This is a genomic window from Flexivirga meconopsidis, from assembly GCF_026162425.1.
GTDB classification, from domain to species: Bacteria; Actinomycetota; Actinomycetes; order Actinomycetales; family Dermatophilaceae; genus Flexivirga; species Flexivirga meconopsidis.
In genome coordinates, this window is the sequence record NZ_JAOBQJ010000006.1 from 74,802 (window position 1) to 99,998 (window position 25,197).

At 70.8% G+C, this 25,197-nt stretch carries 22 protein-coding genes; 10 read left to right on the forward strand and 12 right to left on the reverse strand.

Translation table 11 applies throughout. The features are described from left to right. Positions 1 to 41: 41 nt before the first annotated feature. A complete protein-coding gene (locus N2M23_RS19625; RefSeq protein ID WP_265447905.1) occupies positions 42 to 1,520 on the forward strand; it encodes a S10 family peptidase in 1,479 nt (492 codons plus the stop codon). Here N2M23_RS19625 and N2M23_RS19630 read toward each other — a convergent pair. From N2M23_RS19630 to N2M23_RS19655, 5 genes are all read right to left on the reverse strand, one after another. Further along, on the reverse strand, positions 1,496 to 2,320 hold the full coding sequence (locus N2M23_RS19630) for an HAD-IIA family hydrolase (protein WP_265447907.1): 825 nt from the start codon (positions 2,318 to 2,320) through the stop codon (positions 1,496 to 1,498). The genes N2M23_RS19625 and N2M23_RS19630 overlap by 25 nt on opposite strands. A gap of 26 nt (positions 2,321 to 2,346) precedes the next feature. Next, the gene (locus N2M23_RS19635; protein ID WP_341870615.1) at positions 2,347 to 3,924 is read right to left on the reverse strand and encodes a glycosyltransferase; all 1,578 of its coding nucleotides are present in this window, start codon (positions 3,922 to 3,924) and stop codon (positions 2,347 to 2,349) included. After that, on the reverse strand, positions 3,843 to 4,607 hold the full coding sequence (locus N2M23_RS19645) for a glycosyltransferase (protein WP_265447909.1): 765 nt from the start codon (positions 4,605 to 4,607) through the stop codon (positions 3,843 to 3,845). The genes N2M23_RS19635 and N2M23_RS19645 overlap by 82 nt, the downstream gene beginning before the upstream one ends. After that, positions 4,604 to 5,539, reverse strand: coding sequence for a glycosyltransferase family 2 protein (locus N2M23_RS19650; protein ID WP_265447910.1), 936 nt, complete (start codon positions 5,537 to 5,539; stop codon positions 4,604 to 4,606). The genes N2M23_RS19645 and N2M23_RS19650 overlap by 4 nt, the downstream gene beginning before the upstream one ends. Before the next feature lie 152 nt (positions 5,540 to 5,691). Continuing rightward, the gene (locus N2M23_RS19655; RefSeq protein WP_265447911.1) at positions 5,692 to 6,558 is read right to left on the reverse strand and encodes a hypothetical protein; all 867 of its coding nucleotides are present in this window, start codon (positions 6,556 to 6,558) and stop codon (positions 5,692 to 5,694) included. A 60-nt stretch (positions 6,559 to 6,618) separates the two neighbouring features. Between N2M23_RS19655 and N2M23_RS19660 the strand changes: the two genes are divergently transcribed. Continuing rightward, positions 6,619 to 8,172: a lipopolysaccharide biosynthesis protein gene (locus N2M23_RS19660; RefSeq protein ID WP_265447913.1), complete on the forward strand. Its 1,554-nt coding sequence runs from the start codon at positions 6,619 to 6,621 to the stop codon at positions 8,170 to 8,172. Here N2M23_RS19660 and N2M23_RS19665 read toward each other — a convergent pair. Further along, on the reverse strand, positions 8,141 to 8,728 hold the full coding sequence (locus N2M23_RS19665; protein WP_265447915.1) for an arsenate reductase/protein-tyrosine-phosphatase family protein: 588 nt from the start codon (positions 8,726 to 8,728) through the stop codon (positions 8,141 to 8,143). The genes N2M23_RS19660 and N2M23_RS19665 overlap by 32 nt on opposite strands. A gap of 61 nt (positions 8,729 to 8,789) precedes the next feature. Here N2M23_RS19665 and N2M23_RS19670 point away from each other — a divergent pair, with 61 nt between their 5' ends. Both N2M23_RS19670 and N2M23_RS19675 read left to right on the forward strand, forming a co-directional pair. Further along, positions 8,790 to 9,641, forward strand: coding sequence for a nucleotidyltransferase family protein (locus N2M23_RS19670; protein WP_265447916.1), 852 nt, complete (start codon positions 8,790 to 8,792; stop codon positions 9,639 to 9,641). Further along, positions 9,638 to 9,934, forward strand: coding sequence for a hypothetical protein (locus tag N2M23_RS19675; RefSeq protein WP_265447918.1), 297 nt, complete (start codon positions 9,638 to 9,640; stop codon positions 9,932 to 9,934). The genes N2M23_RS19670 and N2M23_RS19675 overlap by 4 nt, the downstream gene beginning before the upstream one ends. Here the strand turns inward: N2M23_RS19675 and N2M23_RS19680 are convergent. After that, complete coding sequence (locus N2M23_RS19680) at positions 9,908 to 11,320, reverse strand: tyrosine-protein kinase domain-containing protein (RefSeq protein ID WP_265447919.1); 1,413 nt, start codon at positions 11,318 to 11,320, stop codon at positions 9,908 to 9,910. The genes N2M23_RS19675 and N2M23_RS19680 overlap by 27 nt on opposite strands. A gap of 138 nt (positions 11,321 to 11,458) precedes the next feature. Between N2M23_RS19680 and N2M23_RS21065 the strand changes: the two genes are divergently transcribed. Genes N2M23_RS21065 through N2M23_RS19705 form a run of 5 tightly spaced genes read left to right on the forward strand, consistent with a single transcriptional unit; the run spans position 11,459 to position 18,021 of the window. After that, positions 11,459 to 13,414 carry a glycosyltransferase gene (locus N2M23_RS21065; protein ID WP_265447920.1) on the forward strand — a complete coding sequence of 652 codons (1,956 nt, stop codon included), beginning with the start codon at positions 11,459 to 11,461 and terminating at the stop codon, positions 13,412 to 13,414. Then, positions 13,411 to 14,745, forward strand: coding sequence for an O-antigen ligase family protein (locus N2M23_RS19690; protein WP_265447922.1), 1,335 nt, complete (start codon positions 13,411 to 13,413; stop codon positions 14,743 to 14,745). Before N2M23_RS21065 ends, N2M23_RS19690 begins: the two co-directional genes overlap by 4 nt. Then, positions 14,742 to 15,878, forward strand: coding sequence for a glycosyltransferase family 4 protein (locus N2M23_RS19695; protein ID WP_265447924.1), 1,137 nt, complete (start codon positions 14,742 to 14,744; stop codon positions 15,876 to 15,878). The genes N2M23_RS19690 and N2M23_RS19695 overlap by 4 nt, the downstream gene beginning before the upstream one ends. Then, a complete protein-coding gene (locus N2M23_RS19700) occupies positions 15,875 to 16,897 on the forward strand; it encodes a glycosyltransferase family 4 protein (RefSeq protein WP_265447926.1) in 1,023 nt (340 codons plus the stop codon). Before N2M23_RS19695 ends, N2M23_RS19700 begins: the two co-directional genes overlap by 4 nt. Next, positions 16,897 to 18,021, forward strand: coding sequence for a glycosyltransferase (locus N2M23_RS19705; RefSeq protein ID WP_265447928.1), 1,125 nt, complete (start codon positions 16,897 to 16,899; stop codon positions 18,019 to 18,021). Before N2M23_RS19700 ends, N2M23_RS19705 begins: the two co-directional genes overlap by 1 nt. Here N2M23_RS19705 and N2M23_RS19710 read toward each other — a convergent pair. Further along, positions 18,006 to 19,235, reverse strand: a complete 1,230-nt coding sequence (locus N2M23_RS19710; protein WP_265447930.1) for an NADP-dependent isocitrate dehydrogenase — start codon at positions 19,233 to 19,235, stop codon at positions 18,006 to 18,008. The genes N2M23_RS19705 and N2M23_RS19710 overlap by 16 nt on opposite strands. Positions 19,236 to 19,440: 205 nt before the next feature. Between N2M23_RS19710 and N2M23_RS19715 the strand changes: the two genes are divergently transcribed. Next, positions 19,441 to 20,427 carry a malate dehydrogenase gene (locus N2M23_RS19715; protein ID WP_265447932.1) on the forward strand — a complete coding sequence of 329 codons (987 nt, stop codon included), beginning with the start codon at positions 19,441 to 19,443 and terminating at the stop codon, positions 20,425 to 20,427. Between the two features lie 55 nt (positions 20,428 to 20,482). On the opposite strand, the gene N2M23_RS19720 is transcribed toward N2M23_RS19715, so the two are convergent. The 4 genes from N2M23_RS19720 to N2M23_RS19735 are packed head-to-tail and all read right to left on the reverse strand — an operon-like array spanning position 20,483 to position 25,168. Next, positions 20,483 to 20,758 carry a DUF3017 domain-containing protein gene (locus tag N2M23_RS19720; RefSeq protein ID WP_265447934.1) on the reverse strand — a complete coding sequence of 92 codons (276 nt, stop codon included), beginning with the start codon at positions 20,756 to 20,758 and terminating at the stop codon, positions 20,483 to 20,485. Next, positions 20,755 to 21,615, reverse strand: coding sequence for a bifunctional methylenetetrahydrofolate dehydrogenase/methenyltetrahydrofolate cyclohydrolase (locus N2M23_RS19725; RefSeq protein WP_265447936.1), 861 nt, complete (start codon positions 21,613 to 21,615; stop codon positions 20,755 to 20,757). Before N2M23_RS19725 ends, N2M23_RS19720 begins: the two co-directional genes overlap by 4 nt. A gap of 36 nt (positions 21,616 to 21,651) precedes the next feature. Continuing rightward, complete coding sequence (locus N2M23_RS19730; protein ID WP_265447937.1) at positions 21,652 to 22,056, reverse strand: secondary thiamine-phosphate synthase enzyme YjbQ; 405 nt, start codon at positions 22,054 to 22,056, stop codon at positions 21,652 to 21,654. Then, complete coding sequence (locus tag N2M23_RS19735) at positions 22,037 to 25,168, reverse strand: adenylate/guanylate cyclase domain-containing protein (protein WP_265447939.1); 3,132 nt, start codon at positions 25,166 to 25,168, stop codon at positions 22,037 to 22,039. The genes N2M23_RS19730 and N2M23_RS19735 overlap by 20 nt, the downstream gene beginning before the upstream one ends. Between the last annotated feature and the right edge of the window lie 29 nt (positions 25,169 to 25,197).

Genomic DNA, 25,197 nt, shown 5'->3' on the forward strand with positions numbered 1-25,197 from the left:
GACGGCAAGCCCTGCACCTGATCCCGCGCTAGCCTCGCTTCGTGCCCGAACCGACTGACTCGCCGCATCCGGACCCCACCGACCAGCTGGTCACCCGCAGCCACACCCTGACGACCCCGTCGGGTGCGCTGCACTACACCAGCTCCTCCGGCACGGTGGTGCTGCGGGACGACAAGATCGACGACGGCGTGTGGCAAGGCCGCAAGCCGACCGCGCGCGTCGCGATCACGGCATACACCCTCGACAACGCCGAGCCGCACGACCGGCCGGTGACCTTCGCCTTCAACGGCGGACCGGGTAGTTCCAGCTTGTGGCTGCACCTGGGTCTGCTCGGGCCGCGACGGGTGGTGATGGGCGATGCCGGTGACCTGCTGCCGCCGCCCTACGACCTGACCGATAACGCCGAAACCCTGCTGTCCGCAAGCGATCTGGTCTTCATCGACCCCGTCTCGACCGGGCAGTCGCGGGTCGTGGAGGGCGGCAAGCCGAAGGACTTCCACGGCTTCACCGCCGACATCGAGTCGGTCGGCGAGGTGATCCGTCAGTGGGTGACCGCGCAAGGACGTTGGCTGTCGCCGAAGTTCATTGCCGGCGAGTCCTACGGCACCACCCGCGCGGCGGGGCTGGCGCAGCACCTGCAGACCGAGCACGCGATGTACCTCAACGGGCTCATGCTGATCAGCAGCGTCCTCAACTTCGGCACCGCCAACTTCGAGCACGGCAACGACCGCGCACACGTGCTCTACCTGCCGTTCTACGCCGCCACCGCGCATTACCACGGCAAGCACGGCGACCGACCCCTCGCCGAGGTGATCGCCGAGGCCGAGGCCTATGCCGACCGCGACTACCCGTGGGTGCTCGCCCGCGGCAACCGGCTCACCGAAACCGAACGCGCAGAAGCGGTTTCGACGATCGCCCGACTGACCGGCCTGACTGAGGACTACGTCGACCGGGCCGACCTGCGCATCGAGCACTGGCGCTACTTCGGTGAGCTCCTGCGCGACAACGGCACCACCGTCGGTCGCCTCGACTCACGCTTCACCGGCCTCGCGGCCAGCCGGATCGCCGAGTCGATGGATGCCGACCCGTCGATGGACGCGATCTCCGGCCCATATGCCGCAGCGTTCCAGCACTATCTGCACGCCGACCTCGGGGTGACCGACGGCGAGGTGTTCCGGGTCTTCGGCAAGGGCGTGAACGAGGAGTGGAGCTTCAAGGAGTTCGAGAACTCCCCGGTCTACGTGATTGACAGACTCTCCCGCGCGATGCGCCAGAACCCTTCACTGGCAGTGCATTTCGCCTACGGCTACTACGACGGCGCGACGCCCTATTACTGCGCGCAGGACGACGTCGCACGCTTGGCCCCGGAGTTGCTGCCCCGCCTGGAGCACAAGTTCTACGAGGCAGGCCACATGACCTATGTGCACCAGCCGAGCCGCGTGCAACAGAGCGCGGACCTCATCGACTTCGTCCGCCGCAACAGCGGCCGGTCCGATCAGGCCGGATCGGCCTCCGGCTGACCGGATTTCGGCGCCAGCTCCCCCACGAGTGGCACGACGTCCGCGATGGAGTCGACGACCCGGGTCGGCACGAATGGGTGTCGCTCGACCTGCGCGGGCCGGGTCGATCCGCTCAGCACCAGGATCGTCCGCAGACCGGCCTCGAGCCCGCTGACGATGTCGGTGTCGATGCGGTCGCCGATCATCACCGTCGTCTCGGAATGGGCGTCGATCCGGTTGAGCGCGCTGCGCATCATCAACGGGTTGGGCTTGCCGACGTAGTAGGGCTCGACACCGGTCGCCTTGGTGATCAGCGCGGCGATCGCCCCGGTGGCGGGCAGCGATCCTTCGGCCGACGGCCCGGTGGCGTCCGGGTTGGTCGCGATGAACCGGGCACCGCCCTCGATCAGCCGGATCGCCCGGGTGATCGCCTCGAACGAGTAGGTGCGGGTCTCCCCCAGCACAACGTAGTCCGGGTCCCGCGAGGTCATGATGTAGCCGACGTCGTGCAGCGCGGTCGTCAGACCGGCCTCGCCCAGCACGTAGGCCGAGCCGTTGGGCCGCTGTTCGTCGAGGAACTGCGCGGTGGCCATGGCCGAGGTCCAGATCGCCTGCTCGGGCACGTCGATGCCGCTGGCCAGCAACCGGGCCCGCAGGTCGCGCGGGGTGTAGATCGAGTTGTTGGTCAGCACCAGAAAGCGCAGCTCGCGCTCTTGCAGCTGCTGCAAGAACTCCGCCGCTCCCGGGATGGCGTGCTCCTCGTGCACCAGCACGCCGTCCATGTCGGTCAGCCAGCAGTTGACCGGCCTGCGTTTCGTCATACCCACATCTTCCACGACATGGCCGCTCAGCCGCGCGAGGACGGGCCGAGCTCGGCGACAAGAGCGTGCAGCCGGCGCTCGAAACGCTCCGGCGAGAACCGTTCGGCGTGCCGGCGGATGCGCTGCGCGTCCCAGTCGACGGTCCGGGCCCGCTCCACGGCGGCCGCGATCGCGGCCGGGGTCGGCTCGTCGAAGAACAGCCCGGTCTCCCCCTCGACCACCGTGTCCAGGTAACCGCGAGCGCGCAGCGCAACGGTCGGTGTGCCGAAGACCGCCGCCTCCACCGGGGTGAGTCCGAAGTCCTCCAGACTGGCCGCCACCAGCGCCCGGGCCGAGGAGTAGAGCCACCGCAACTGGGCGTCGTCGATGTCGGACAGCAGCCTGACATTCGGCGGCAGCAGCGCCTCGATCGCGGCCCGTTCGGGTCCGTTGCCGACGACCACGAGCGTGTGCGCAGTGCCGCGGAACGCCTCGACGACCCGATCGACGTGCTTGTAGGGCATCAACCGTGACACCACCAGGAAGAAGTCGTCGGACTCGACCTCGGCGGGACGCTCGCGCGACCCACCCGCGTCGATGCCGTATGGCGGGAAGAGCACCTCGGCGTCCAGCCCGTAGATCGACCGCACTTCCTCCCGCACCGCCGAGGAATTGACGAGGTAACGATCCGCCCGCAGAGCGGCGCGCCGGTCCCAGCGCCGCAGCAGCGGCCGAAACGCCAGCAAGGACAAGCTCATTGGCGACCTGCCGGACGCGGCACCGAAATAGGCGTCGGTCTGGTAGAGCCACCGCGCCGGCGAGTGGCAGTAGACGATGCTGCGGCCGGAGGTGCGAAAGGCGTGCGCCCAGCCGCTGGTCGACAGCACCGCGACGTCGGCGTCGACCCGGGTCAGCGGCGCGATGAAGGGCAGGAAGGGTGAGGACCTGCGGTGGTGCTCACGGAACGTGCGCACCCGGTTGAGCAGACCCGCCCTGATCGGCAGCGACCCGAACCCGGGGAACGAACCGGAAGGCTCGTAGAGCATGGTGTGCACGCCCGCCCCGGGCAGGGCCTTCGCGATCGCGAGCACCACCCGCTCCGCGCCACCGCGCTGGGTGACGTAGTCGTGACCGACGGCTACCGGCGGGCGCGTGCGGCGAGCGGCGCTGCGCCATACCTCGGCCACGGTGGAGGCGGTGTCCTCGACCCGGAACGCGGTGCGCACGTAGGTGTACGCCAGCCGCGCCCTGCGGTCGGCGCCGCGGCGGTCGTCCAGCACCGCGACGACGGCGTCCGCCAGCGCCGCCACATTGCCGGGAGGGGTCAGCAGCGCGAGCGGCGCACCGGGTTCGGCGTCGCGGGGCATTGCGATCTCCAGCACCCCACCGGCCGCCGACGCAACGACGGGCACGCCTTGTGCCATCGCCTCGGTGACCACCTGCCCGAAGGGTTCGGGCACCGGCGAGGCATGCACGGCCACCGAGAAGTCCGCGAATTGCGTTGTCGGGTCTTCCAGTTCACCGGTGAGGATCACTCGGTCGGTCAAGCCGAGACGGGCGATCTCCGCGCGCAGGGTCGACGCGTAGGCCTCCTGACCGAACTTCGCCGCGCCGACGATGCGCAACCGGGCGTCCGGTGCGCGGCCAGCACCGAGGGCATCGCCCGCACCATCTGCAGCTGGCCCTTGGTCTCGCTCAGCCGGCCGACCATCCCGATCACCGGGTGCCCGGTCGGTTGCGGACGGGGGCGTGTGGCGATCTGCTCCGCGGTCAGGCCGGGGTGGGCGACAACGGCGTCGACACCGGGCAGGGTCTTGGCAGCGGACGCGGAGTTGACGATCACCGAGGCCGGCGCGTGCCGGGCGAGCGCTCGGATCAACCGCACCGCATGCGCCGGCAGATAGTCGGGTGCGATGCGGTCGTGCAGGTGCCAGACCAGCGGCACGCCGGCCAGCCGCGCGATCGGCACCGCCAGCAACGCCGTCTTGAGCGAGGTGCTGCAGGCCGCGTCGACGTCGAGCCGGGCCAGCAGACGAGCCACCCGCCGCACCGTCGGGACCGACCGGGCCGCGCCCACCACGGCACGCAGCGGGCCGACGCGACTGCGCTCGTGAGCGGTCACTCGCGGATCGGCCGGTATGACGTGCACCGGCCGCCCGTCGGCCCGCAACCGGTCGGCGATCGGCCCGTCCTGCAAGACAACGCATTCGACCTCGACGTCGTCCGGCAGCGACCGCAGCATGCGCACGGTCCCGAGCTCCGCACCGCTGAGTTCGCTGGAGTGGAAGAGCAGCGCGACCCGGGTCATGCCGCCCACCGCCTGGCCATCGACCGGAGCGGTGCCGGCGCCGCACCGAATCGGCCCCTCGCCCGGTCGGCGAGCGACCAGGCGACGACGGTGGCCGCCCGCGCCCCCTCGCGGACCCCCTGCTCGCGGGCCGCCGCACGCACGCCGGGCAGCACGTGCCGCCGGACGAACCGGTATGCCGTGCCCGGCCCGGCACCGCATCGCTCCCGCCCGAACAACAGGCCGTTGCGCGTGTAGTAGTAGGAGCCGAGGTATCTGCTCGGTCCGGTGAACGACGCGGACACCGCGTGCAACAGCCGGGCGCGGGTGTCGACGACGAGCGGCACCCCCAGTGCGCCGGCCCGCAGGCTCCAGTCGGAGTCCTCGAAGTTGAGGAAGTAGCGCTCGTCGAACAGACCGACCCGGCGCCAGGTGGACGCCGGTGCGGTGATGCAGCAGCCGGCCAGGATCGTCGTCGCGCGCACGCCGTCGGGGTCCGGCGCGGACAACTCGGCGGGGCGAAGGTGGCGCGCGAGCCCCGTCGCCGCATCGACGGTGCCGCCGCCGAACCACACGGTGTCCGGCGCGTCCAGATAACGCACCTCGGGCGACACGACGGACCCGTCGGACGCCGTGCGCGCCAGTCGCGACATGGTGCCGGCCGGGGCGACGGTGTCGTTGTTCAGCACGGTGACGGTGTCCGCGCCGGCGGCGAGCGCCCGCCGGATGCCGACGTTCATGCCCCCGGCGAAGCCCAGGTTGACCGGTAGCTGCAGAACATCCACCGCCGGATGCGCCGCGCGCACCTCGGCGAGTGCCCCGTCATACGAGCCGTTGTCGATCACCAGCACGCGCAACCGGTCGGCGCGGCTGCCGTCGGCCATGAGCGAGTCGACGCAGCGGACCGTGTCGACGCGGCCGTGGAACGACAACACCACGACGTGGTGGGCCACCTACACCTCCCGCTGCGCCGCATTGCCGACAAATGGCGCCGGCAGTCCGCCGGCACATCCGACTACCGAGTATGACGAGCGACCAGGACGGATGGGCGAATGGGTGCCTTCCAGAACGGCGACAGGCAGGTTTTCGGGGACCGTATGACGGCTCAGCGATCCTCGGGAGTCAGCAGCTGCGCCGGCACGACGACCGGCCGCAACCGGGGCCACAGGCCCTCGGCGAAGGGATGCAGGTCGCGAGTCACCCGCCACAGCAGCGGTGCCGGCAACCAGCGCACGGCGGTGTAGCGGCGCAATGCCCGGCTCGCGTGCCCGGAGCTGCGCACCTTGCGCCATACGACTGCGGGCGAGCGCGCCCAGGAGTTGTGCCAGATGGCCTGGTCGGCGCGCAGCGTCGTGCGCCGATGCTCACCGTCCACCGGCGGCCGGGCGATCTGCAGGGACTGCCGATCGCCGCTGACGACGAGGCGCAGGAACGGTCCGTCGACCCGGCGCGCCTCGACCGGTGTGGCGCCGGCCCTGATCAGGACCGGCCCCGGGTAGTCGTGGTGTACCCCGCCGTCACGGTTGGCCACGGCGAGCACCTTCCCGCCCGGCATCCGGCGGTAGAGCACCGCCATCGGCCATTCGACGGCATCGACGCCCAACTCCTCGGCGAGCGGCACGCAGTCCAGCAATGCCGCAGGATCGGGCAGCACTTCGTCGTTGTCGAGCTGCACCACCCAGTCGACATCCGTCAGTGCGTCCATCGCGGCCCGACGCTGCGCGGTGTCCGCCCGCAACGGGGCATCCGGGGTGGCCCAGCGCCCTGGCACGATGCGCAGCAGGCCGCGGTGATCGACCTCGCGGACGATCCGCAGGCACTCCTGCACCGGGATCGGCCGGCCGGTCCAGCCGAGTCCGTCGGTCGGCACCGGGACCACCAGGGCGTCCAGACGGTCGTAATAGCGAGTGAGGCTCGACCGGAGCCAGGTCGGGTCCCCTGGCAGGATGTATGCGCCGAGCTTGGTCGTCACCCGCGTCAGTGTGGCATCCGGGCCGCTCCGTTCAGCCACCTCGACCCGCTTGGACACTCGATGACCGGCCCCAGCGAACAGCCCCAGCTGGATGGGTCTGCGCTCCAGGCGCGGGCGATCGCGGGTGTCTCGTGGACGATCATCGGGACGCTGGTGTCGCTCCCGGTGGTCGTCCTGGTCAACATCCTGCTGGCCCACGTCCTGGGCGTGCACGGTTATGGCCGGCTCGCCTACCTGACCGCCGCGCTGGAGGTCACCTTCGCGCTGGTCGACATCGGGGTGTCGGCCGCGTTGATCCAGTTCGGCGCACGAGCGCATGCCGCGGGCGACACCGCGCGGGTGCAGGAGCTGCTGTCGAGGACGCAGGGTTTCCGGCTGCTCGTGGTCGCGCCGCTGCTGACCGTCTTCGTGCTGGTGACGCTGTCGGTGGACGCGACGGCAATGGTGCTCGCGGTGTTGCTGCTGGTGTGGGTGCCGACCTCGCTGGGCGGGCTCAACGACTGCCTCACCCTGGAGAACAAGGGTGCGGCCGAGGCCAAGCTGGTGCTGGGAGTCAACCTCACCGGCCAGACCGCCGTGGTGATCACGGCGCTTGCGACCCGCAGCCCGGACCCCACCTGGATCGCCCGGTTGTCGGTCGGCGCACTCATCCCGATCGCGGCGATCTTCCTGGTCGACCCGCGCTATCGCAAAGCGGTGATCCGACCGCGGGTCCCGACCGGTTTCCCGGCCGGCTTCTGGCGCTTCGCCCTCCCGACCGGTCTCGCCGGGTTGGTCGGTGGGTTGGTCATGTCGCGCAGTGAAGTGCTACTGCTGCAATGGCTTTCGACACCTACGGCCGTCGGGGTGTTCGCCCTGGCGATCGGCATCGCGGGTCAGCTTTACGCTCCGGCCGGCGCGCTCACCGGCCCGCTGGCCCCGGCGCTCGCGGGCCTGCACGCGGTGGCTCCCGACAAGCTGCCGCCGGCGTTTCTGCGCGCGGTGCGGGTCGCGGCGGTGTTCGGCACGCTGTCCTGCTTGTTGTTCGCGGTGCCGGTGGCGCTGCTCATGCCGCTGATCTACGGATCCGGCTTCGAGCAGGCCGCCCCGATCATGGTGGTCGCGGCGGTGCTCAACGCGATCACCATGCTGAGCGGACCGGTCTCGGCCTTCCTCTACGCGCGGCAGTCCGGCGTGCGCCTCGCGGCGTTGAGCGTGGCCGCACTGGTGGTCGATGTCGTGCTGGCGCTCGCGTTGATCCCGGTGTGGGACGCGTGGGGGGCGGTGCTCGCGCTGGCGGCGAGCAAGCTGACCCACCTGGTGCTGATGACCCGGCTGGAAGGGGCGAGCCTGCTGTTGCAACCCGGCCAGGTCCTCGCCGCCGCCAGGTCGCTGCTGGTCGCGATCGTCGCGGTGCCCGCCTTGTGGTGGATCGCGAATCTGCTTGACACGCCACCGATCCCAACCGCGGCCATCGCCTGCGTGCTCGGCGTGATCGTCGGGCTCGGAGCGCTCCGGCCGCTGCGTGCCGGTCTGACTCCGGGCGACTCCGCCACGATGCTCGCGCACGTGCCCCGCGCCACGCGCCCCGTGGTTGCCCGAATCAATCGGTGGCTGGTGCACGCCGAGGGCTGACCCGCGGCACGCGGCCACCCACGACCCGGTCGGCGATCACACCGACCGCGCCGCGGATCGCGGCGAAGGTCTGGTCATACCCGCCCTGGGTGCCACCGAACGGGTCGGCAATGTCGTCGCCGCCGGACGCCCGGCGGTGGCTCTGCGCGTGGGCCGCAAGTGCCGCGACCCGCTCGGCGGGAGTGAGCCGCTGGTCCACCTCGGCGTCCGCGATGAGCCGGGCGAACTCCCGCAATGTGAACGACCGGCGCACCGCCCCGGGCGCGAGGCGTACGGCGTAGCCGCGATGCTCCGCGGTCCCGGTCAGCACCAGGTCCGCGGCCGCGACCGCCGGCCGGCGCAGTTGCACCGCCGCGTGCTCGGCATCCGCGCCGGCCTCCTCGACGAGGCGCCGCATCTGCGGCGTCATCGGTGCGCCGACGACCGCCGCGGTGCCGGCGCTACCCACGTCAATGCCGTATGACGAGAGCTGCGCGCGCAGCAGCGCCGCCGCGGCCGGCGACCGGCAGATGTTGCCGGTGCACACCACCAGCACCCGCGCGGGAGTCGTCGTCATCACCGAAAGGCTCCTCGATCGGACCAGCCCGCCCGAACGGGCAGCGACATACGATGCTGCCATGACGCAGCACATCGTGCCCATGTGCGTCGTGGTGGAGCTGGGCCATGCAGCGGCTCAGCGCGTTGCCGACCTGGCCGAGGTGCGGGTGCTGCATCTGAAGGGACCGGCGACCGACCGCCGGCTCTGGCATGAGGGCCGGCCCCGGATCTCGACCGACGCCGACGTGCTCGTCGACCCCGACCGGGTGCGGCATTACATGGACGCGCTGCAGCAGGCGGGCTGGCGACAGGAGACCGACTTCGCGCACGGGTCCTCCTTCGAGCACGCCGCGACCCTGCGGCACGACGTGTGGGGTTACCTCGACGTGCACCGCCATTGGCCGGGGTTCGGCGACGATGCGAGCGAGGTCTTCGACCTGCTCTGGACCGCCCGGCAGCGACAATCGATCGGCGGCCGGCGGTGTGCGACCCCGGGCCTGCTCGACCAGCGAATCATCCTCAGCATCAACGCAGTTCGCGACCGGTGCGCCCCAGACCACCCCGACCTGACCCAGGCCTGGGCCGACGCGTCGGCACAGTTGCGCAGTGCGCTGCTCGCGCGGGTTGCCCAGCTCGATGCCAGTGTGGCGTTCGCGCTGGTGACCGGCGACTTCGAGCGCTACCCACGCGACGGACAGCACGCGATCTGGCGGGTCGCCGCGTATGGCGGCAGCCGCCGTGCGGAATGGGCCGCCCGTGTCCGCGCCGCGCCCGACCTGCGGACCGGTGCGCGCACCGCGGTGCGCGCACTGCTGGTCAACCCGCAGAACCTGCAGGTGCGGCTCGGTCGGGCACCCAGCCGGGGTGACCTCGCGCGCGACTTCGTCGGGCGATTCGCCAGGGCGGTCCGCGAGGAGCTGCGGCCCCGATGACGCGTTTTGTGCTCGCTGCCTCGACCGGTTACGCCTTTGACGCGACCGGTGACTCGCCGCAGGCGTGGCTGACCAACCTCGACACCGGTCCGATCATGGTGCTGCCCCCGCAGGCCGCGGTGATCCTGCGGTGCGCCCTGGAAACCGTTGGGGACGAGCTCACGTCGCGGGTCGCCGCCGCGAGCGGGCTACCGCTGGCCGAGATCGCCTCCGCCAGTGAGGAGTTCGTGCGCCAGCTGGTGCGCGAGGGCTACCTGCTCGATCGGTCAGCGACCGCGACGCGCACGGCGTGAGGGCTGGGCGCTGCCGCGCCGGCGTGCCGCACGTCCTCGTCGGGTCAGCCGCTTGCTTGCCGGGCGGGGGTTGTCGCCATACGCATAGGAGTAGCCGTAGCGGCCGCCGGTGCCGGATCCCGCGACGAAGTTGAGGGCGAAACCGGACGGTCGTGAGCCGGCAGTCTCCAGCACCCGCGTCGCGGCGTGCACGTCACGGCGGGTGCTGCGCTCGGCCGCGACCACCAGCAGCAGGTTGCCGGCGAGTTGTTCCAGCAGCACGGCGTCGATCACCGGCAGCAGCGGCGGGCTGTCGAGGATCACGAAGTCGTAGCGTTTGACGAGCTGATCGTAGGTCTGCTGCATCGGCTCCGAGCCGAGCAACTCGGTCGGGTTGGGCGGCAGCTCACCGGCCGGCAGCACATCGAGTGAGGTGTCGTGCCACTGCTGGGTGACCTCCTCCGGGGTCGCGTTGCCGAGCAGCACCGTGGTCAGGCCAACCGAACCCTCCAGCCCCATCACCGTGGCAATGTTCGGACGACGCAGGTCGCAGTCCACCAGCAACACGTCCGCGCCGTCCCGCGCCATCGCCAGCGCCAGAGCGATCGCGGTGGTGGTCTTCCCGTCGCCGGGCGCCGGCGAACTGACCACCATGGCGTGCTTGCCGGTCGTCACGCTCGCGAACCGCACGTTGGTGCGCAGCCGGCGGGTCGCCTCGACCGCCGCACCGACCGGTTCGTCGACCAGGGTGTCCGGCTCCAGGCCGTGGGCGCCGAGGGGAAGCTCCCCGAGCACCGGCCGGTCGGACAGCTCCTGCAGGCCCTCCACGGTCCGGATCCGGGTGTCGAAGGCGTGCCGCAGCAAAGCGGCGCTGCAGCCCAGCAACAACCCGAGCAGCAGCCCGAGCAGGACGTCCCGCTTGGTGTTGGGCGAGATCGGCGCCCCGGGGGCGGTTGCCGGCGTGATGGTCTGCGACTGGACGGTGTCCCCGCCGGTGAGCAGGGAGCTGAACTTGGGCGCGACCTTGGCAAGGGCCGGGCCGGTTGCGTTGGCGACCGCCGCCGCCTGCGCCCCGGTCGGCGCGGTGGCGGTGATGCGGAGCACGTTGGAGCTGGTGCCGACCGACGCGGACACGCCGATCGGTGCGCCGGGTGAGACGCCGGCGTCCTTGCGCAGCGGGCCCATGACCTCGGGTGACCCCACGACCTGGGTGTAGGTGAGCAGGTCCTGCCGGGCGATCGCGGACTGGTTGCCCGACGTCGCGGCGAGGTAGATCGTGGTCGAGGCCTGGTACACCTTGGGCTGCGCGAACGAGGCCGCAGCCGCCGCGGCGGTCACCAAGACGGTGACGACGACGATGATCTTCCAGCGGGCACGCAGGACTGCGAAGAACTCGCGAAGTGTCATCGAGTCAGGTCTCCGTGGTCGGCATAACGATCGGCTCAGTCTGACATATGGCAGAACCCACCCTGGCCTGGCAATACACTACGTGCGGCGCGCCACCGGGCGCGGCCGGAGCCCACCCGAGAGGGAAGACCTGTCCCCGTGCGCGTACTCCGCATCAGCCACAGCGGTGTCGTCGACGCGTGGCGCGAACGCGAGCGCACGGCGCGCCGCCTCGGAGACGAGGTCACCTCGATCACCGCCCGGGCCTGGGACGAGGCCGGACAGCGCATCCCGCTCCGAGCGCGGCCCGGAGAGCAGGTGCGCGGGATCGCCACCTTCGGCCGGCACCCGGCGCTGTTCGTCTATCAGCCGTTCGCACTCTGGCGAGCGCTCGGGCAGCCGCACGACGTGCTCGACCTGCACGAGGAGCCGTTCGCGCTCGCGACGGCGCAGGTGTTGCTGCTGCGCCTGCTGCACCGCCGTCGCGCGCCATACATCCTCTATTCGGCGCAGAACATCGACAAGCGCTACCCGCCGCCGTTCGGCCCGCTCGAACGCTGGGCGCTGCGGCACGCGGCCGCGGTGCAAACCTGCAATCGCGCGGCGGCGCGGCGCTGCGAACGACGGGGCTTTCCCGGCCGGGCGCGGGTGATCCCGCTCGGCCTCGACGAGGCGCACTTCGCACCCGCGCCGGCAGCCCGGCCGGTCGACCCCGCCGCGGTGCGGGTCGGGTATGCCGGGCGTCTCGAGCCGCACAAGGGCGTCGACGTGCTGATCGAGGCAGTGCTGGCCGACCCGGCGCTCCGGCTCGACATCGCCGGCGCCGGCTCGCAGGAGGCAACGTTGCGGGCCGCCGCGAGCGCGGCCGGCGACCGCATCACCTTCCGCGGCTCGCTCGATCACGCCGCGCTGCCGGGCTTCTACCGCTCGCTCGACGTGCTCGCCGTCCCGTCGCGCACCACGGCGAGCTGGGTGGAGCAGTTCGGCCGGGTCGCCACCGAGGCGCTGGCCTGCGGCACACCCGTGGTGACCAGCGACAGTGGCGCCCTCCCGGACGTGGTCGACGACGCGGGCGTGGTGGTGCCCGCCGGCGACCCGAGCGCACTGCGACAGGCGCTCGCGCAGTTCGCGATCGACCCGGGTCTGCACTCGACGCTGCGCCGACGCGCGCTGGAGCTGGCCCCGCGCTGGAGCTGGCAGGCCGTCGGCGCGAGCTTCTCCCGGCTGTATGCCGAGGTGGCACAACGCGATTCACCTGCAACCGGTTCATCGTCGGTGCCTGCGCTGCAGGTGGTCGTCGTCGCCTACGGCACCCCTGACCTGGTCGCGGCCTGCCTGCGCAGCGTCGCTGGTCTGCCGGTCGTGGTCGTCGACAATTCGTCCGACTCCCGCGTGCGAGCGGCCGCCGTCGCGGCCGGTGCGGCATACCTCGACCCCGGTGCGAACCTCGGCTTCGCCGGCGGCGTCAACCGGGCGCTGACCGTCCTTGCCGACGACTGCGACGTGCTGTTGCTCAATCCGGATGCCCAGCTCGGCAGTGCCGACGCCCGGCGACTGCAAGCACAGCTGCGGGCGGACCCGCAGCTGGCCAGCATCGGCGCACGCCAGGTCGACGGGTCCGGCGCCGAGACCAGGGCCTGGTGGCCGTGGCCGACGCCGGCGGGAGCGTGGGTCGAGGCGGTCGGTCTCGGGCGGTTGCGACCCGGCCGCTACGCGATCGGGTCGGTGCTGCTGCTGCGCGCCGAGGCGCTGCGACAGGTCGGCGGCTTCGACGACAACTTCTTCCTCTACGCCGAGGAAACCGACTGGGCTCGGCGCGCGGCGCTGCTCGGCTGGCGGCATCGCCTCAGCGACGACGTGGTCGCGCGCCACCTCGGCGCAGCCACCAGCACCGACCCGCGCCGCCGGGAGACGCATTTCGCCGCGGGGCAGGAGCGCTTCGTGCGCAAGCATTTCGGGGCGGCCGGCTGGCAGGTCACCCGGGCCGCCGGGATTGTCGGCGCCATGGCGCGGGCCCTCGTCATACGCCACCGTCGCGGCGAGTTCCTCGACCGCGCCCGACGTCTGGTCCTGGGCCCGCTGGCGCAGGAGCGCGACCTGCTGGAGGCGGCGTGACGGCCTGGCAAACCTTCGGGCAGCGCGCGCTCTACGCGCTCGGCGCGTTGTGCGTGGTGATCGCCTCGCTCGCGCTCGGACACCTGCTGCCCACGCATCAAACGGTGGTCGTCGCGGTCGTCATCGCGTTACTGATCTTCACCGTCGGCCTGACCGACCCGGCCCTGATGATGCTCATCTGCCTGCCGCTGTTCTTCGTGGTGGCCCGGACCGGGGCCGGCGACACCTCGTTGACCGTGTCCGACCTCGCGCTCGGTCTGTGCGTCGCACCGGCGATCATCGGCGGGACACGCCCGTTGTCACCGCCGCTGCGCAGCCTGCTGTGGCTGTCGGCGATCTATCAGGCCTCCACTGCACTGACCCTCGTGGCCAACCCCTATCGCGCCAACTACGTCGAGTGGTTCCACGAGTGGCTGCTCATCTCCGGCGCACTGCTCGTCGGGTGGGTCCTCGGCCGGCACGGCCGGGCCGCTGTCGCGACCTGGCTGATCCTCGCCTGTGGCGTCGTCATCGCAGCAGGTGTGTATGCCGCCGCGATCCGGCAATACGCCTCCGGGGACTTCGCCGCCATCAACGCGACGTTCCCGTTCGAGATGAACAAGAACTTCTCCGGTTCGGTGCTCTCCCTGGTCGCGGCCGTCAGTTACGCCCGCGAACGGTGGATGCGACTCCCGCGCGGCGTCGGCCTGACCGTCTTCTGGATCTGCGTCGGCGGCATCGGCCTCGCCCAGTCCCGGCAGGCCGCCATCGGTCTGGTCGTGGCGATCGCCTGGCTCGTGCTGCGCGGCGACCGTCAGGCGCGTCGCTCGCAGCTTCTGCTTCTCGGCGTCGTGCCCGTCATCGGTTTCATCACCACCCTGGTCACCAATCAGCTCAGCGGCGGCAACCAGTTCAGCTCCAGCAATCAACGACTGACCTGGTATGACCAGTCGATATCCGTCTGGCAGCACGACGTCTGGTTCGGTGTCGGACTGCGCTGGTGGTACACCGACCGCTTTCCCTCCGGCTTCCAGCCCCCGCAAGCGGAGCTGGAGGTGCTCACCTCCGCGGGCATCATCGGCCTGCTCGGCTTCCTCATCTGGGCGCTCGGGTCGTTGAAGAAGCTGGCCGGGATCGATCAGCGCTACGGCGCGCTCGCGTTCGCGCTGCTCGCCAATCGCGTCATCGCCGGACAGTTCGACATCTTCTGGGTCGCGGTGACGACGTCGTTGCCGTTCGTCGGGATCGGCATCTGCCTGGGTGCCCAGGCGTATGACGAGGCGACCGCCCGGGCCCGCGAGGCCGCCGACGCACCGTCGGCGGACACCCTGCAGCGAGCGCTGGCCCGATGAGCCTGCGCATCAGGCAGGTCGCCCCGCAGATCGGCCCAGGCAGTGGTGTCGGCGGCGTGGCCTACGCGCTGGAGCAGGAGTTTGCCGCCCGGGGCGTCGCCACCGAACGCTTCACCCTGCGCGAGTGCGGCGGCTCCTGGTTGCCTGATGCGCTGCCGGGCCCGCTGCGTTACGCGGCGGTCGCCGCGCGGGTGATCTGGTTCAGCACCGTCGGCACGGCCCGGCTGCGACGGATCATCCGCGACGACCCCTCGGACACCGTGACGATCACCCACAACGATGCGCTCGCCGGTGACATCTACGTCAACCACGGCCTGCTCACCGCAGCCATGCGCGCTCGGGGTGACTTTCGCCGGCGCATGCTGCGCAACCCGCTGCACGTCGTCACTCATCTGCGCGACCGGCACCGCTACGGCAGCACCGTCATACATCGGCGGATCGTCAATCTGTGCAGCACCGAGGACCGGCTACTGCGCGCGGAGTTTCCCCGGCTGGCGGTGCCCACGACGGTGATCGGCAACGGCGTGGACCTGCAGCACTTCCGGCCGGCGACTGCCGCCCGCCGGTCCGCGATCCGCGCCGAACTCGGTGTGCCGGCAGACGCTTTCGTGGTGCTGTTCGTCGGACACGAGCATGGCCGCAAGGGGCTGCGCCCGTTGCTGCGCGCGCTGACCGAGCTGCCGGCCGATGTGCGTCTGCTCGTGGTCGGTGGCAGCCGGCAGGAACGCGCCGCTTCGCGGGCGGCCGCCCGCGAGGCGTCCGTCCTCGACCGCTGCATGTTCCAGCCGGCCGTCGACGACCCGGCACCGTTCTTCGCGGCGGCGGACGTGCTGGCGCAGCCCAGTGCCTACGAGTCGTGGGGGCTGGTGGTGACCGAGGCGCTGGCGTCCGGGCTCCCGGTCGTCGCGACCCCGGTCGGAGCCGCCGCGGAGTTGGTGCGCGACGGGCGCACCGGTGCGCTCAGCACCGACCAACCCTCCGCGATCGCGGCCGCGATCACGACCGTCCGCAACCTTCCGGTCGCCCAAACGCGTTCAGCGGCACGCGAATCCGCGCAGTCTCTCGGTTGGGGCGCGGTGGCGGCAGACTACCTGCGGCTGGCCCGCGAGGTCGCCGGGGAGCGTGCCCGATGAGGATCGTCCAGTCGGTCAGATCCGACGGTTTCGCCGGTGTGGAGCAGTACGTCACCCGCCTGGCCCTCGCCCAGGCGGCGTCCGGACACGACGTTGTCGTCGTCGGCGGTGAGCCGGAGCGCACCGCGGCCGTGCTGGACGGGCAGGGTGTTCGCTGGCTGCCGGCGAGTACGACGCTCGAGGTGCACCGCCAGCTGCGCCGGTTGCGGACGTGGGATCCGCAGATCATTCACGCGCACATGACCGCGGCGGAGACCGCGGCGCTGCTCCCCCGCCGCGCCTGGCGGCGCGCGCCGGTAGTCGCCACTCGGCACTTCGCCTCCCGGCGTGGCGGCTCTCGCCTGCGATCCGGGGTGTTCCGACTGTTCGACGGGCTGCTGAGCGAGCAGATCGCGGTCAGTGCGTATGTCGCTGCCACCGCCGGCACGCAGCTGTGCGTGGTCCATCCGGGCATCGACGAGCGACCCGAACCGGTCGCCGCGCGGGCGCCGACCGTGCTGCTCGCCCAACGACTGGAGCCCGAGAAGGAGTCCGCGGTCGCGCTGCGGGGATTCGCGTCCTCCGGGTTGGCGGCGGCCGGCTGGCGGCTGCTGATAGCCGGCTCCGGCAGTGAGGAGCCGGACCTGCGACGCCTGGCCGACCGGCTCGACATCGCAGGCTCGACCAGTTTCCTCGGCCACCGAGGTGACATTGCCAGGCTGTTGGACGAGAGCTCGATCCTGCTGTCCCCCACCCGGATCGAAGGTTTCGGTCTGACCGCCCTCGAGTCGATGGCGGCGGGACTGCCCGTCGTCGCCGCAGCGGGCGGCGGCCACCTGGAGACCGTCGGTGCCGTCACCCCCGACCTGCTGTTTCCGCCGGGCGATCATGTGCGCGCGGGCAATCTGCTGTCGGCACTGGCCACGGACGCCGAGCGCCGCGCGCGCTGCGGAGCGGCGCTGCGCGACGTCCAGCGGACCCGGTTCAGCACCGCGCAGATGGTCCGCCGGATCGACGAGATCTACGCCCGGGTCGTCTGATGGACCTGGTTGTCATCTCGTTGGAAGCCTGGGACGAAGTGCGCCGGCGCAACCAACACCTCATCGACGGACTGCTCGGCGCGGACCCCGGGCTGCGCGTGCTCTTCGTCGAACCCGCCCAGGACCCGCTCCACGCGGCGCGGCGGCGCCGAGCACCCCGACGCGGCCGTGGGCTGCGCCCGGCGGGTCCGTCGGATTCGCAGCATTGGCAACATCTTTGGCTGCTCGAACCGACCAAATGGCTCCCTCGGCGCATCGCCCCGGAGTCCGACGGTCGCTGGGCGAGGCACGTCGTCCGGACGGCTCGCCGCATCGGCTTCGACCGCCCGGTCCTGTGGGTCAACGCGCCCGACGGCGCGGCCCTGCTCCGGCTCACCAGCTGGCCGACCCTCTACGACATCACCGATGACTGGCTGGCCGCGCGGCGGTCGCCGCGGGAGCTGGCCCGGCTGGCAGCCAACGAGCGCACCCTGCTCGCCGAGGCGGCCGAGGTCATCGTGTGCTCGCCGCAGCTGCAGCGCGTCAAGGGCCGCGACCGGCGAGTGGAGCTCGTGCCCAACGCCGCCGATCTCGCCGCGTATGCCGGACCCCTGCCCGCGCCCACCGACCTGCCCGCAGGCCCGGTCGTCCTGTATGCCGGGACGTTGCACACCGACCGGCTGGATGTCGACCTGGTCCGGGCCACCGCGGCCGAACTTGCAGCCGTCGCAACGGTCGTCCTGGTCGGACCGGACGCGCTGGACCCTGCCTCGCGGGCGAGCCTGGCGGGCGCAGGCGTCGCCATACTCGGGGCGCGTGCGGCGTCGTCGGTGCCCGGCTATCTCCTGCACGCCGACGTGCTGCTGGTCCCACACGTGGTCGACGACTTCACCGCGGCCCTCGACCCGATCAAGCGCTACGAGTATGAAGCGGCACGTCGCCCGGTGGTCTCGACACCGGTTGCCGGCTTCGTCGACAGTCCCGCGGCGACGATCGCCGAGGGCGCCGGTTTTCCCGCCGCCGTGCGCCGTGCCCTGCAAACACCGCACCCGGTCGCCGGGCCGACGGGCGTCGACTGGGCGGACCGGGTGCGTCAGGTGAGCGCCTTGCTGGAGCGCGTCGGAACGGCTCAGGCTGCCGGCTGACCGACCGCCTTCTGCAGGTTCTGGTCGATCGCGTCGAGGAACTGCTCGGTGGTGAGGAAGGGCTGGTCCGGGCCGACCAGCAGCGCCAGGTCCTTGGTCATCTGACCCGACTCCACGGTCTCGATGCAGACCCGCTCGAGGGTCTCGGCGAACTGGGTGACCTCGGGGGTCTCGTCCAGCTTGCCGCGGTGGGCCAGACCCCGGGTCCAGGCGAAGATCGAGGCGATCGGGTTGGTCGAGGTCGCCTTGCCCTGCTGGTGCTGGCGGTAGTGGCGGGTCACCGTGCCGTGTGCCGCCTCGGCCTCGACGGTCTTGCCGTCGGGGGTCATCAGCACCGAGGTCATCAGACCGAGCGAGCCGAATCCCTGTGCGACAGTGTCGGATTGGACGTCACCGTCGTAGTTCTTGCAGGCCCAGACGTAACCGCCCTCCCACTTCAGCGCGGAGGCAACCATGTCGTCGATGAGGCGGTGCTCGTAGGTGATGCCCGCAGCCTCGAAGTCGGTCTTGAACTCCTCCTCGTAGATGCGCTGGAAGATGTCCTTGAACTGCCCGTCATACGCCTTGAGGATGGTGTTCTTGGTCGACAGGTAGCACGGCACCTTGCGCTGCAGCGCGTAGTTGAGCGAGGCGCGGGCGAAATCCTCGATCGACTTGTTGTAGTTGTACATACCCATGGCGACGCCGCCGTCGTCGCCGTACTCGGCGACCTCGAGCTCGAGCGGTTCGCTGCCGTCGGCGGGCTCGTAGGTGATCTTCACCTTGCCGGCGCCGGGCACCTTGAAGTTCTGCGACTTGTACTGGTCGGCGTGGGCGTGGCGGCCGATGATGATCGGCTTGGTCCAGCCCGGCACCAGGCGCGGCACGTTGGAGATGATGATCGGCTCGCGGAAGATCACTCCGCCGAGGATGTTGCGGATCGTGCCGTTCGGGCTCTTCCACATCTCCTTGAGGCCGAACTCCTCGACGCGCGCCTCGTCGGGGGTGATCGTCGCGCACTTGACGCCGACCCCGTGCTCCTTGATCGCGTTGGCCGCGTCGACGGTCACCTGGTCGTCGGTGACGTCCCGGTTCTCGATGCCCAGGTCGTAGTACTTCAGGTCGATGTCGAGGTAGGGATGGATCAGTCGGTCCTTGATGAACTGCCAGATGATCCGCGTCATCTCGTCGCCATCGAGCTCGACGACGGGGTTCTTGACCTTGATCTTCTCCATGACCTACTAGGGCTCCTTGGTAACACGGGGTTCGCAGTTCCGGGCGGGCGGTCGCGCCGACCGGACGGCGGGCGCGCGGTGGCGCGCGGCCTCCAGGTTATCCGGCGCTCCTCGGACCGCTGCGAGCGCGTCCGGTCCGCGCTGCTAGCGTCATTTGCGGAAGTACCAAGCCAAGGATTCAATTTCGCGCCCTAAGGGGAATCTCGTGAGCACCACGCCAGTCAAGGTCGCCGTCACCGGCGCCGCCGGCAACATCGGTTACAGCCTGCTCTTCCGCATCGCGGCAGGCGACCTCTTCGGCCCGGACACCCCGGTCGAGCTCCGGCTGCTGGAGGTCACTCCGGCGCTGAAGGCACTCGAGGGTGTCGTCATGGAGTTGGACGACAGCGCCTTCCCGCTGCTCGCCGGCGTCGAGATCGGCGACGACGCCAAGAAGGTCTTCGACGGTGTCAACCACGCCCTGCTGGTCGGCGCGAAGCCGCGTGGCCCGGGCATGGAGCGCGGCGACCTGCTGAAGGACAACGGCGGCATCTTCGGCCCGCAGGGCAAGGCCCTCAATGACGTCGCGGCCGACGACATCAAGGTCACCGTGACCGGGAACCCGGCCAACACCAACGCGCTCATCGCGATGAGCAACGCCCCCGACATCCCGAACGAGCGCTTCACCGCGCTCACCCGCCTGGATCACAACCGGGCGCTGGCGCAGCTGGCGGCCAAACTCGGGGTCAAGACCACCGACATCACCCAGATGTCGATCTGGGGCAACCACTCCGCGACCCAGTATCCCGACCTGTTCCACGCGCAGGTCGGCGGCAAGTCCGCGGCCGAGGCCGTCGGCGACCAGGACTGGATCGAGAACACCTACATCCCGACCGTCGCCAAGCGCGGTGCGGCGATCATCGACGCCCGCGGCGCATCCTCGGCCGCCTCGGCGGCTTCGGCCACCATCGACCACGCCCGGGACTGGCAGCACGGCACGGACGGCGCCTGGGTGTCGATGTCGGTGCCGTCCGACGGCTCGTACGGCGTTGCCGAGGGCATCATCTCCTCGTTCCCGGTGACCGTCGCCGACGGCAAGTGGAGCATCGTGCAGGGCCTGGAGATCGACGACTTCTCCCGCGGCAAGATCGACGCCTCGGTCAAGGAGCTCGAGGGCGAGCGCGACACGGTCAAGGAGCTCGGCCTCATCTGAGCCGCCGGACTACCTGAAAGCCGGGTCGACGCGCACAGCGTCGGCCCGGCTTTTCTCAACCCGGCAGGCCGCCCAGTTTGACGATGCTGAAGATGAACGCCACCGCCGCCGCGAGGGTGAAGAAGAACACCCCGTCCACCATTCGCGAGCGTATGACGAGTGCGCCGACAGCCTTCTCCGGCAAGTAGATCCGCAGCAGACCGGCCGCCGCGAGACAGCCGGCGAGCAGGTAGCCGCCGGCTCGCACGGACGTGGTGGTGAGCACACCGAGCGCGACAACGCAGCCGACGGCCAGCAGCCACCACAGGGGGCCGAGCCGGAATGGAGTCACGCGGGCGTGTCCGCCTCGGCGAGCCGCTCGGCCGCCTGCACGACGTTGGTGAGCAGCATGGCCCGGGTCATCGGCCCAACTCCCCCCGGGTTCGGGCTGAGGTGCCCGGCCACCTCGGCGACCTCCGGAGCGACGTCACCGGCGATCTTGCCGTCGACGCGGGACACACCGACATCGAGCACCGCGGCTCCCGGCTTGACCATGTCTCGGGTGATCAGCCCCGGCACTCCGGCCGCGGCGACCACCACATCGGCGGTGCGGGTGTGCGCTGCGAGGTCGCGGGTGCCGGTGTGGCACAGGGTGACCGTGGAGTTCTCGCTCCGACGGGTGAGCAGCAGTCCGAGCGGCCGGCCGACGGTGATGCCGCGCCCGACCACGACCACCTCTGCGCCCGCGAGCGGCACGTCATACCGGCGCAGGAGCTCGATGGCGCCGATCGGGGTGCAGGGTAGTGGGCCGGGCTCCCCCAGGACCAGCTTGCCGAGGTTGGTCGGATGCAGGCCGTCGACATCCTTGTCCGGGGAAACCCTTGACAGCAAAGCGAATTCGTCGAGCCCGGTGGGCTGCTGCACGAGAAAGCCGGTGCACGCCGGGTCGGCGTTGAGCTCGTCGATGACCGACTCGACCTCGGCCTGGGTCGCGGTGCCCGGCAGGTCGCGGCGGATCGAGGTGATGCCGACGCTCGCGCAGTCGCGGTGCTTGGCGTTGACATACCAGGTCGAGCCCGGGTCGTCGCCGACGAGCACCGTGCCGAGCCCGGGCACCACCCCGCGCTCACGGAGCGCGGCGATGCGCGCACGCAGCTCGTCCTTGATCGTCGCCAGGGTTGCCTTGCCGTCCAGGATCGTCGCGGTCACGGCTCGTATCTTTTCACGCCGCGCGCCGGGCCGCGTTCAGCCGGGGATCAACGAGAAGCGCACGGTGCGCACCGCGTTGTCGACGTTGAGGTCGACCAGGCAGATGCTCTGCCAAGTGCCGAGCGCAAGCCGGCCGTCGACGATCGGCACGGTGGCGTAGGGCGGGATGAGTGCCGGCATGACGTGGGACCGACCGTGGCCGCGGCTGCCGTGCGCGTGCCGCCACCGGTCGTCGGCGGGCAGCAGGTCGCGCAACGCGGCAAGCAGGTCCTCGTCGCTGCCGGCACCGGTCTCGAGGATCGCGATGCCGGCGGTGGCGTGCGGCACGAAGAGCTGCAGGAGGCCGTCGGGTGCACGGGTGACGAAATCGGCGCACTCGCTGGTGATGTCGAGCACGACTTCGCTTCCCCCGGTGCGGAATTCACGCGTGTGGGTGAGCATGCGCGTCCCCTTTCAAGGTATCGGTGGCGGTGAGCCACCTGTCGATGTTGCGTGCCATGGCGCTCGCCCCCTTGCGGTCGTATGCCGAGGCCGCTCGCTCACGAGCCAACTGTGCGGCCGGCTCGTCGCCCAGCATCCGCAGGGCCATCGCCTCGTCGATGTCGCGTTCGGCGAGGGTGATCGGCATCGACATGCCCCGGGTGCCGTCGCGGGCCTGTTGCAGTCGTGTGCGGGCCAGGTCCTCCCGTCCGGTAGCGGCGAGCAGCAGTCCGGTGACGCTGTCCCGTAGACCGGGGCTGTAACCGTCGTCGTCCAGCGTCGGTGCTTCGAGGTCGCCGTCGAAGGCCTCGAGCGCGCCGGCGAAGTCCCCCGCCCGCATGCGCAGGCGGACGATCCAGAGGCTGTTGTCGAGCTGCGCGATCGGGGTGAGCAACGGCAGGCTCTCCTGCAGCGCGTCGGCGGCACCGGAGGCATCGCCGAAGCTGTAGAGCGCCATCGCCCAGCGGTCGGTCTCACGGGCCAGATAGTCCGCGCCGCTGGACAGTTCGAGCACCCGGTCCCAGTCGGCCGTCGCGCCGGTGCGGTCACCCCGCATCGCCCGCAGCCACACGCGCATCGGCAGCAGGCTGAGGATGCGATCCCGTTGCGCGCCCGCAGCGGCCAGCGCTTGGTCGACGTCCTCGAGCACGGTCGCGACGGGCTGGTCGCTCCACATGCCGTATTCGACCCGGGCGAAGGTGAGGCGGCGGCGCACTGGCCGGTCGCCCGCCGCGTCGGCAAGCTCGCTCAGTCGCCCGGTCTCGGTGAGCCCTTCGCTCATCCGTCCGGCCAGGCCGTAGGCGAGGACTCGCGCCCAGCCGGCGTCGAAGCGCAAACCCTCCAGGTCGGCGAACGAGCTTGCCGCCCCGACGAGTTCGGTGGCCACGTCGATCCCCTCCAACGGCAGGGTCACCCCGGTCTGCAGCCGGCCGGCGAGCAGCATCGCCTCGCGGTGCACCAGCCAGGCCGGCGACTCCTCGAGTTTGCGGTCGAGCAGCTGGACGATCTCCTCGATCTCGGGCACGTCGATGTGGTCGGTCCGCATGAACGCCCGGTGTGCGAGGTCGTGCAGCCGGGGGTCGCCGTTCTCGTAGAGTGGCAGCAGGTCGAGGTAGGACTCGCGCGCGCCGGGCTCACCGCGCAGATCGAGCTCCTCCGCCGCCTGGAATCCTGCTTCGGCGGCGCGGTCGCGGATGCCGTCCACCAGCTCGAGATCCGCTGATACGGCGGCGATTTCGTCATACGCCTGGCGAAGGTGTTCGGCGATCGCCTGGCGTTGCGAGCCGTCGAGGCGGTCAGCGTTGGCGGTCAGCCAGTCGGCCGCTCGCACGTGCCGCTCGGACCGCACCTGACGCGCCTGGGTTCGATAGGCGGTCTCCATCAGCATCGACTGCACGAACTGGTAGCGGGTGAATCCGCTGGTGTCCTGGTCGCCGAACTCCAGGATGTTCAGCTGCCGTAGCCGGCCGGCCACGTCGTTGCCGTCGTCGGCCGGGTCGGGGCTGGCGGTGCGCACCGGGCCGACCGCCTCGGCATAGAACTCGCGCCCGAGCACGCTGCCCACCTCGCAGAACGCGCGCTCCATCGGGGTCAGCCGGTCGAGGGTTGCCTCGAAGAGCGTGTGCACCGAGACGGGCAACTCCTCCCCGTCGCACATGCACTCCAGCAGCACCTGGAAGACCTGCGGGTTGCCGTCGCTGCGCCGGATGAGCGCGTTGAGCGAGACGTCGACGGACTGGCCGGATTCCTTTGCGGCTGCTTCGAGTTCGGGCATCCGCTCGCTCGCCATCTCGCGCAGCGCTGCGGCGTCGAGTGCGTCGACGGGCTCGACCCGGGACTGCTGGCCGCCGCCCCACATCGGTCGGCGTTCGAACAGCTCGGGACGGGCGGTGCAGATGGTCAGCACCGGGTAGGTGCGCAACGGCTCGATCAGCTGCTCGATGAGGTCGAGCATCGGGTCGCTCGCCCACTCGATGTCCTTCCACACCACCGCGATTGGCCCGGCGAGGGCCAACCGGGACAGCACCTTGCGCACCGCCCAGACGATGTCGTCGGTGGAGGTGGTCTCCTCCGACCGGGCGGTCGCGGACTTCAGCCGGCGCACGATCGCTGTCGCGGTTGCATCGTCGAACATGCCGGCAACGATGTCCGGCCAGTCGTCGCCGATCGCGGACAGCAGTTTGGCGAGCGGCCCGTAGCTGCCGTCGGTCGCGAGCGGCTGGGCGGTGCCACGCAGCACCCGCATCCCGTCGCGCTCGTCGAGGAAGTGCGACACCAGGCGGTTCTTGCCGATGCCGGGCTCCCCGACATACGTCAGGAACCAGCCCTGGCTGTAACGCAACGACCGGTCGGCGATCGCGCCGAGGTCGCGCAGCTCGATCTCCCTGCCGGCAAACGGAGTCCGGCGCAGCACTCCGTGCCGGGTGCCGCTCTCGGAGACCTTGTAGACGTCCTGCGGCTCGGTCTTGCCCTTGTGCGTGATCGGCCCGACGTAGTCGAGCGTCACGGTGGGTCCGGCGAGGTCGGCGACCGTGTCACCGACATACGTCTCCTCGGGCCCCGCGGCGGCCTCCAGGCGGGCGGCCACGTTGACCGCGTCGCCGGTGACCGAGATCTGCCCGTCGGGCTGATGAGTGACGAAGACCTCGCCGGAGTTGATCCCGATGCGCACCCGCAGGCTCTGCCCGAGCTGGGCTTGCATGCGGCCGGAGACCTCCTTGACCGCGGAGTGGATCTCGGTGGCGGCCTGGACGGCGCGGGTCGCGTCGTCCTCACGCGTCGCCGGGACGCCGAAGACGGCCATGACGGCGTCGCCGATGAACTTCTCGACGGTGCCGCCGTACTTCCAGACGACCTTGGAGACCGCATCGAAATAGCGAGCGAGGCTGGCGCGCAACGCTTCGGGGTCGATGGACTCGCCGAGGCTGGTGGAGCCGACGATGTCGACGAAGAGAATGACCACGTGCTTGCGCACCGGCGCCTGCAGGCCGCCCTGGGCGAGTGCGGCGCCGCAGTTGGGGCAGAACCTGGTCCCCACCGGCGACTGGAATCCGCAGCGCGCACAGGTGATCACGGCTGCATTCTCTCAGGAGTCACCGCGTG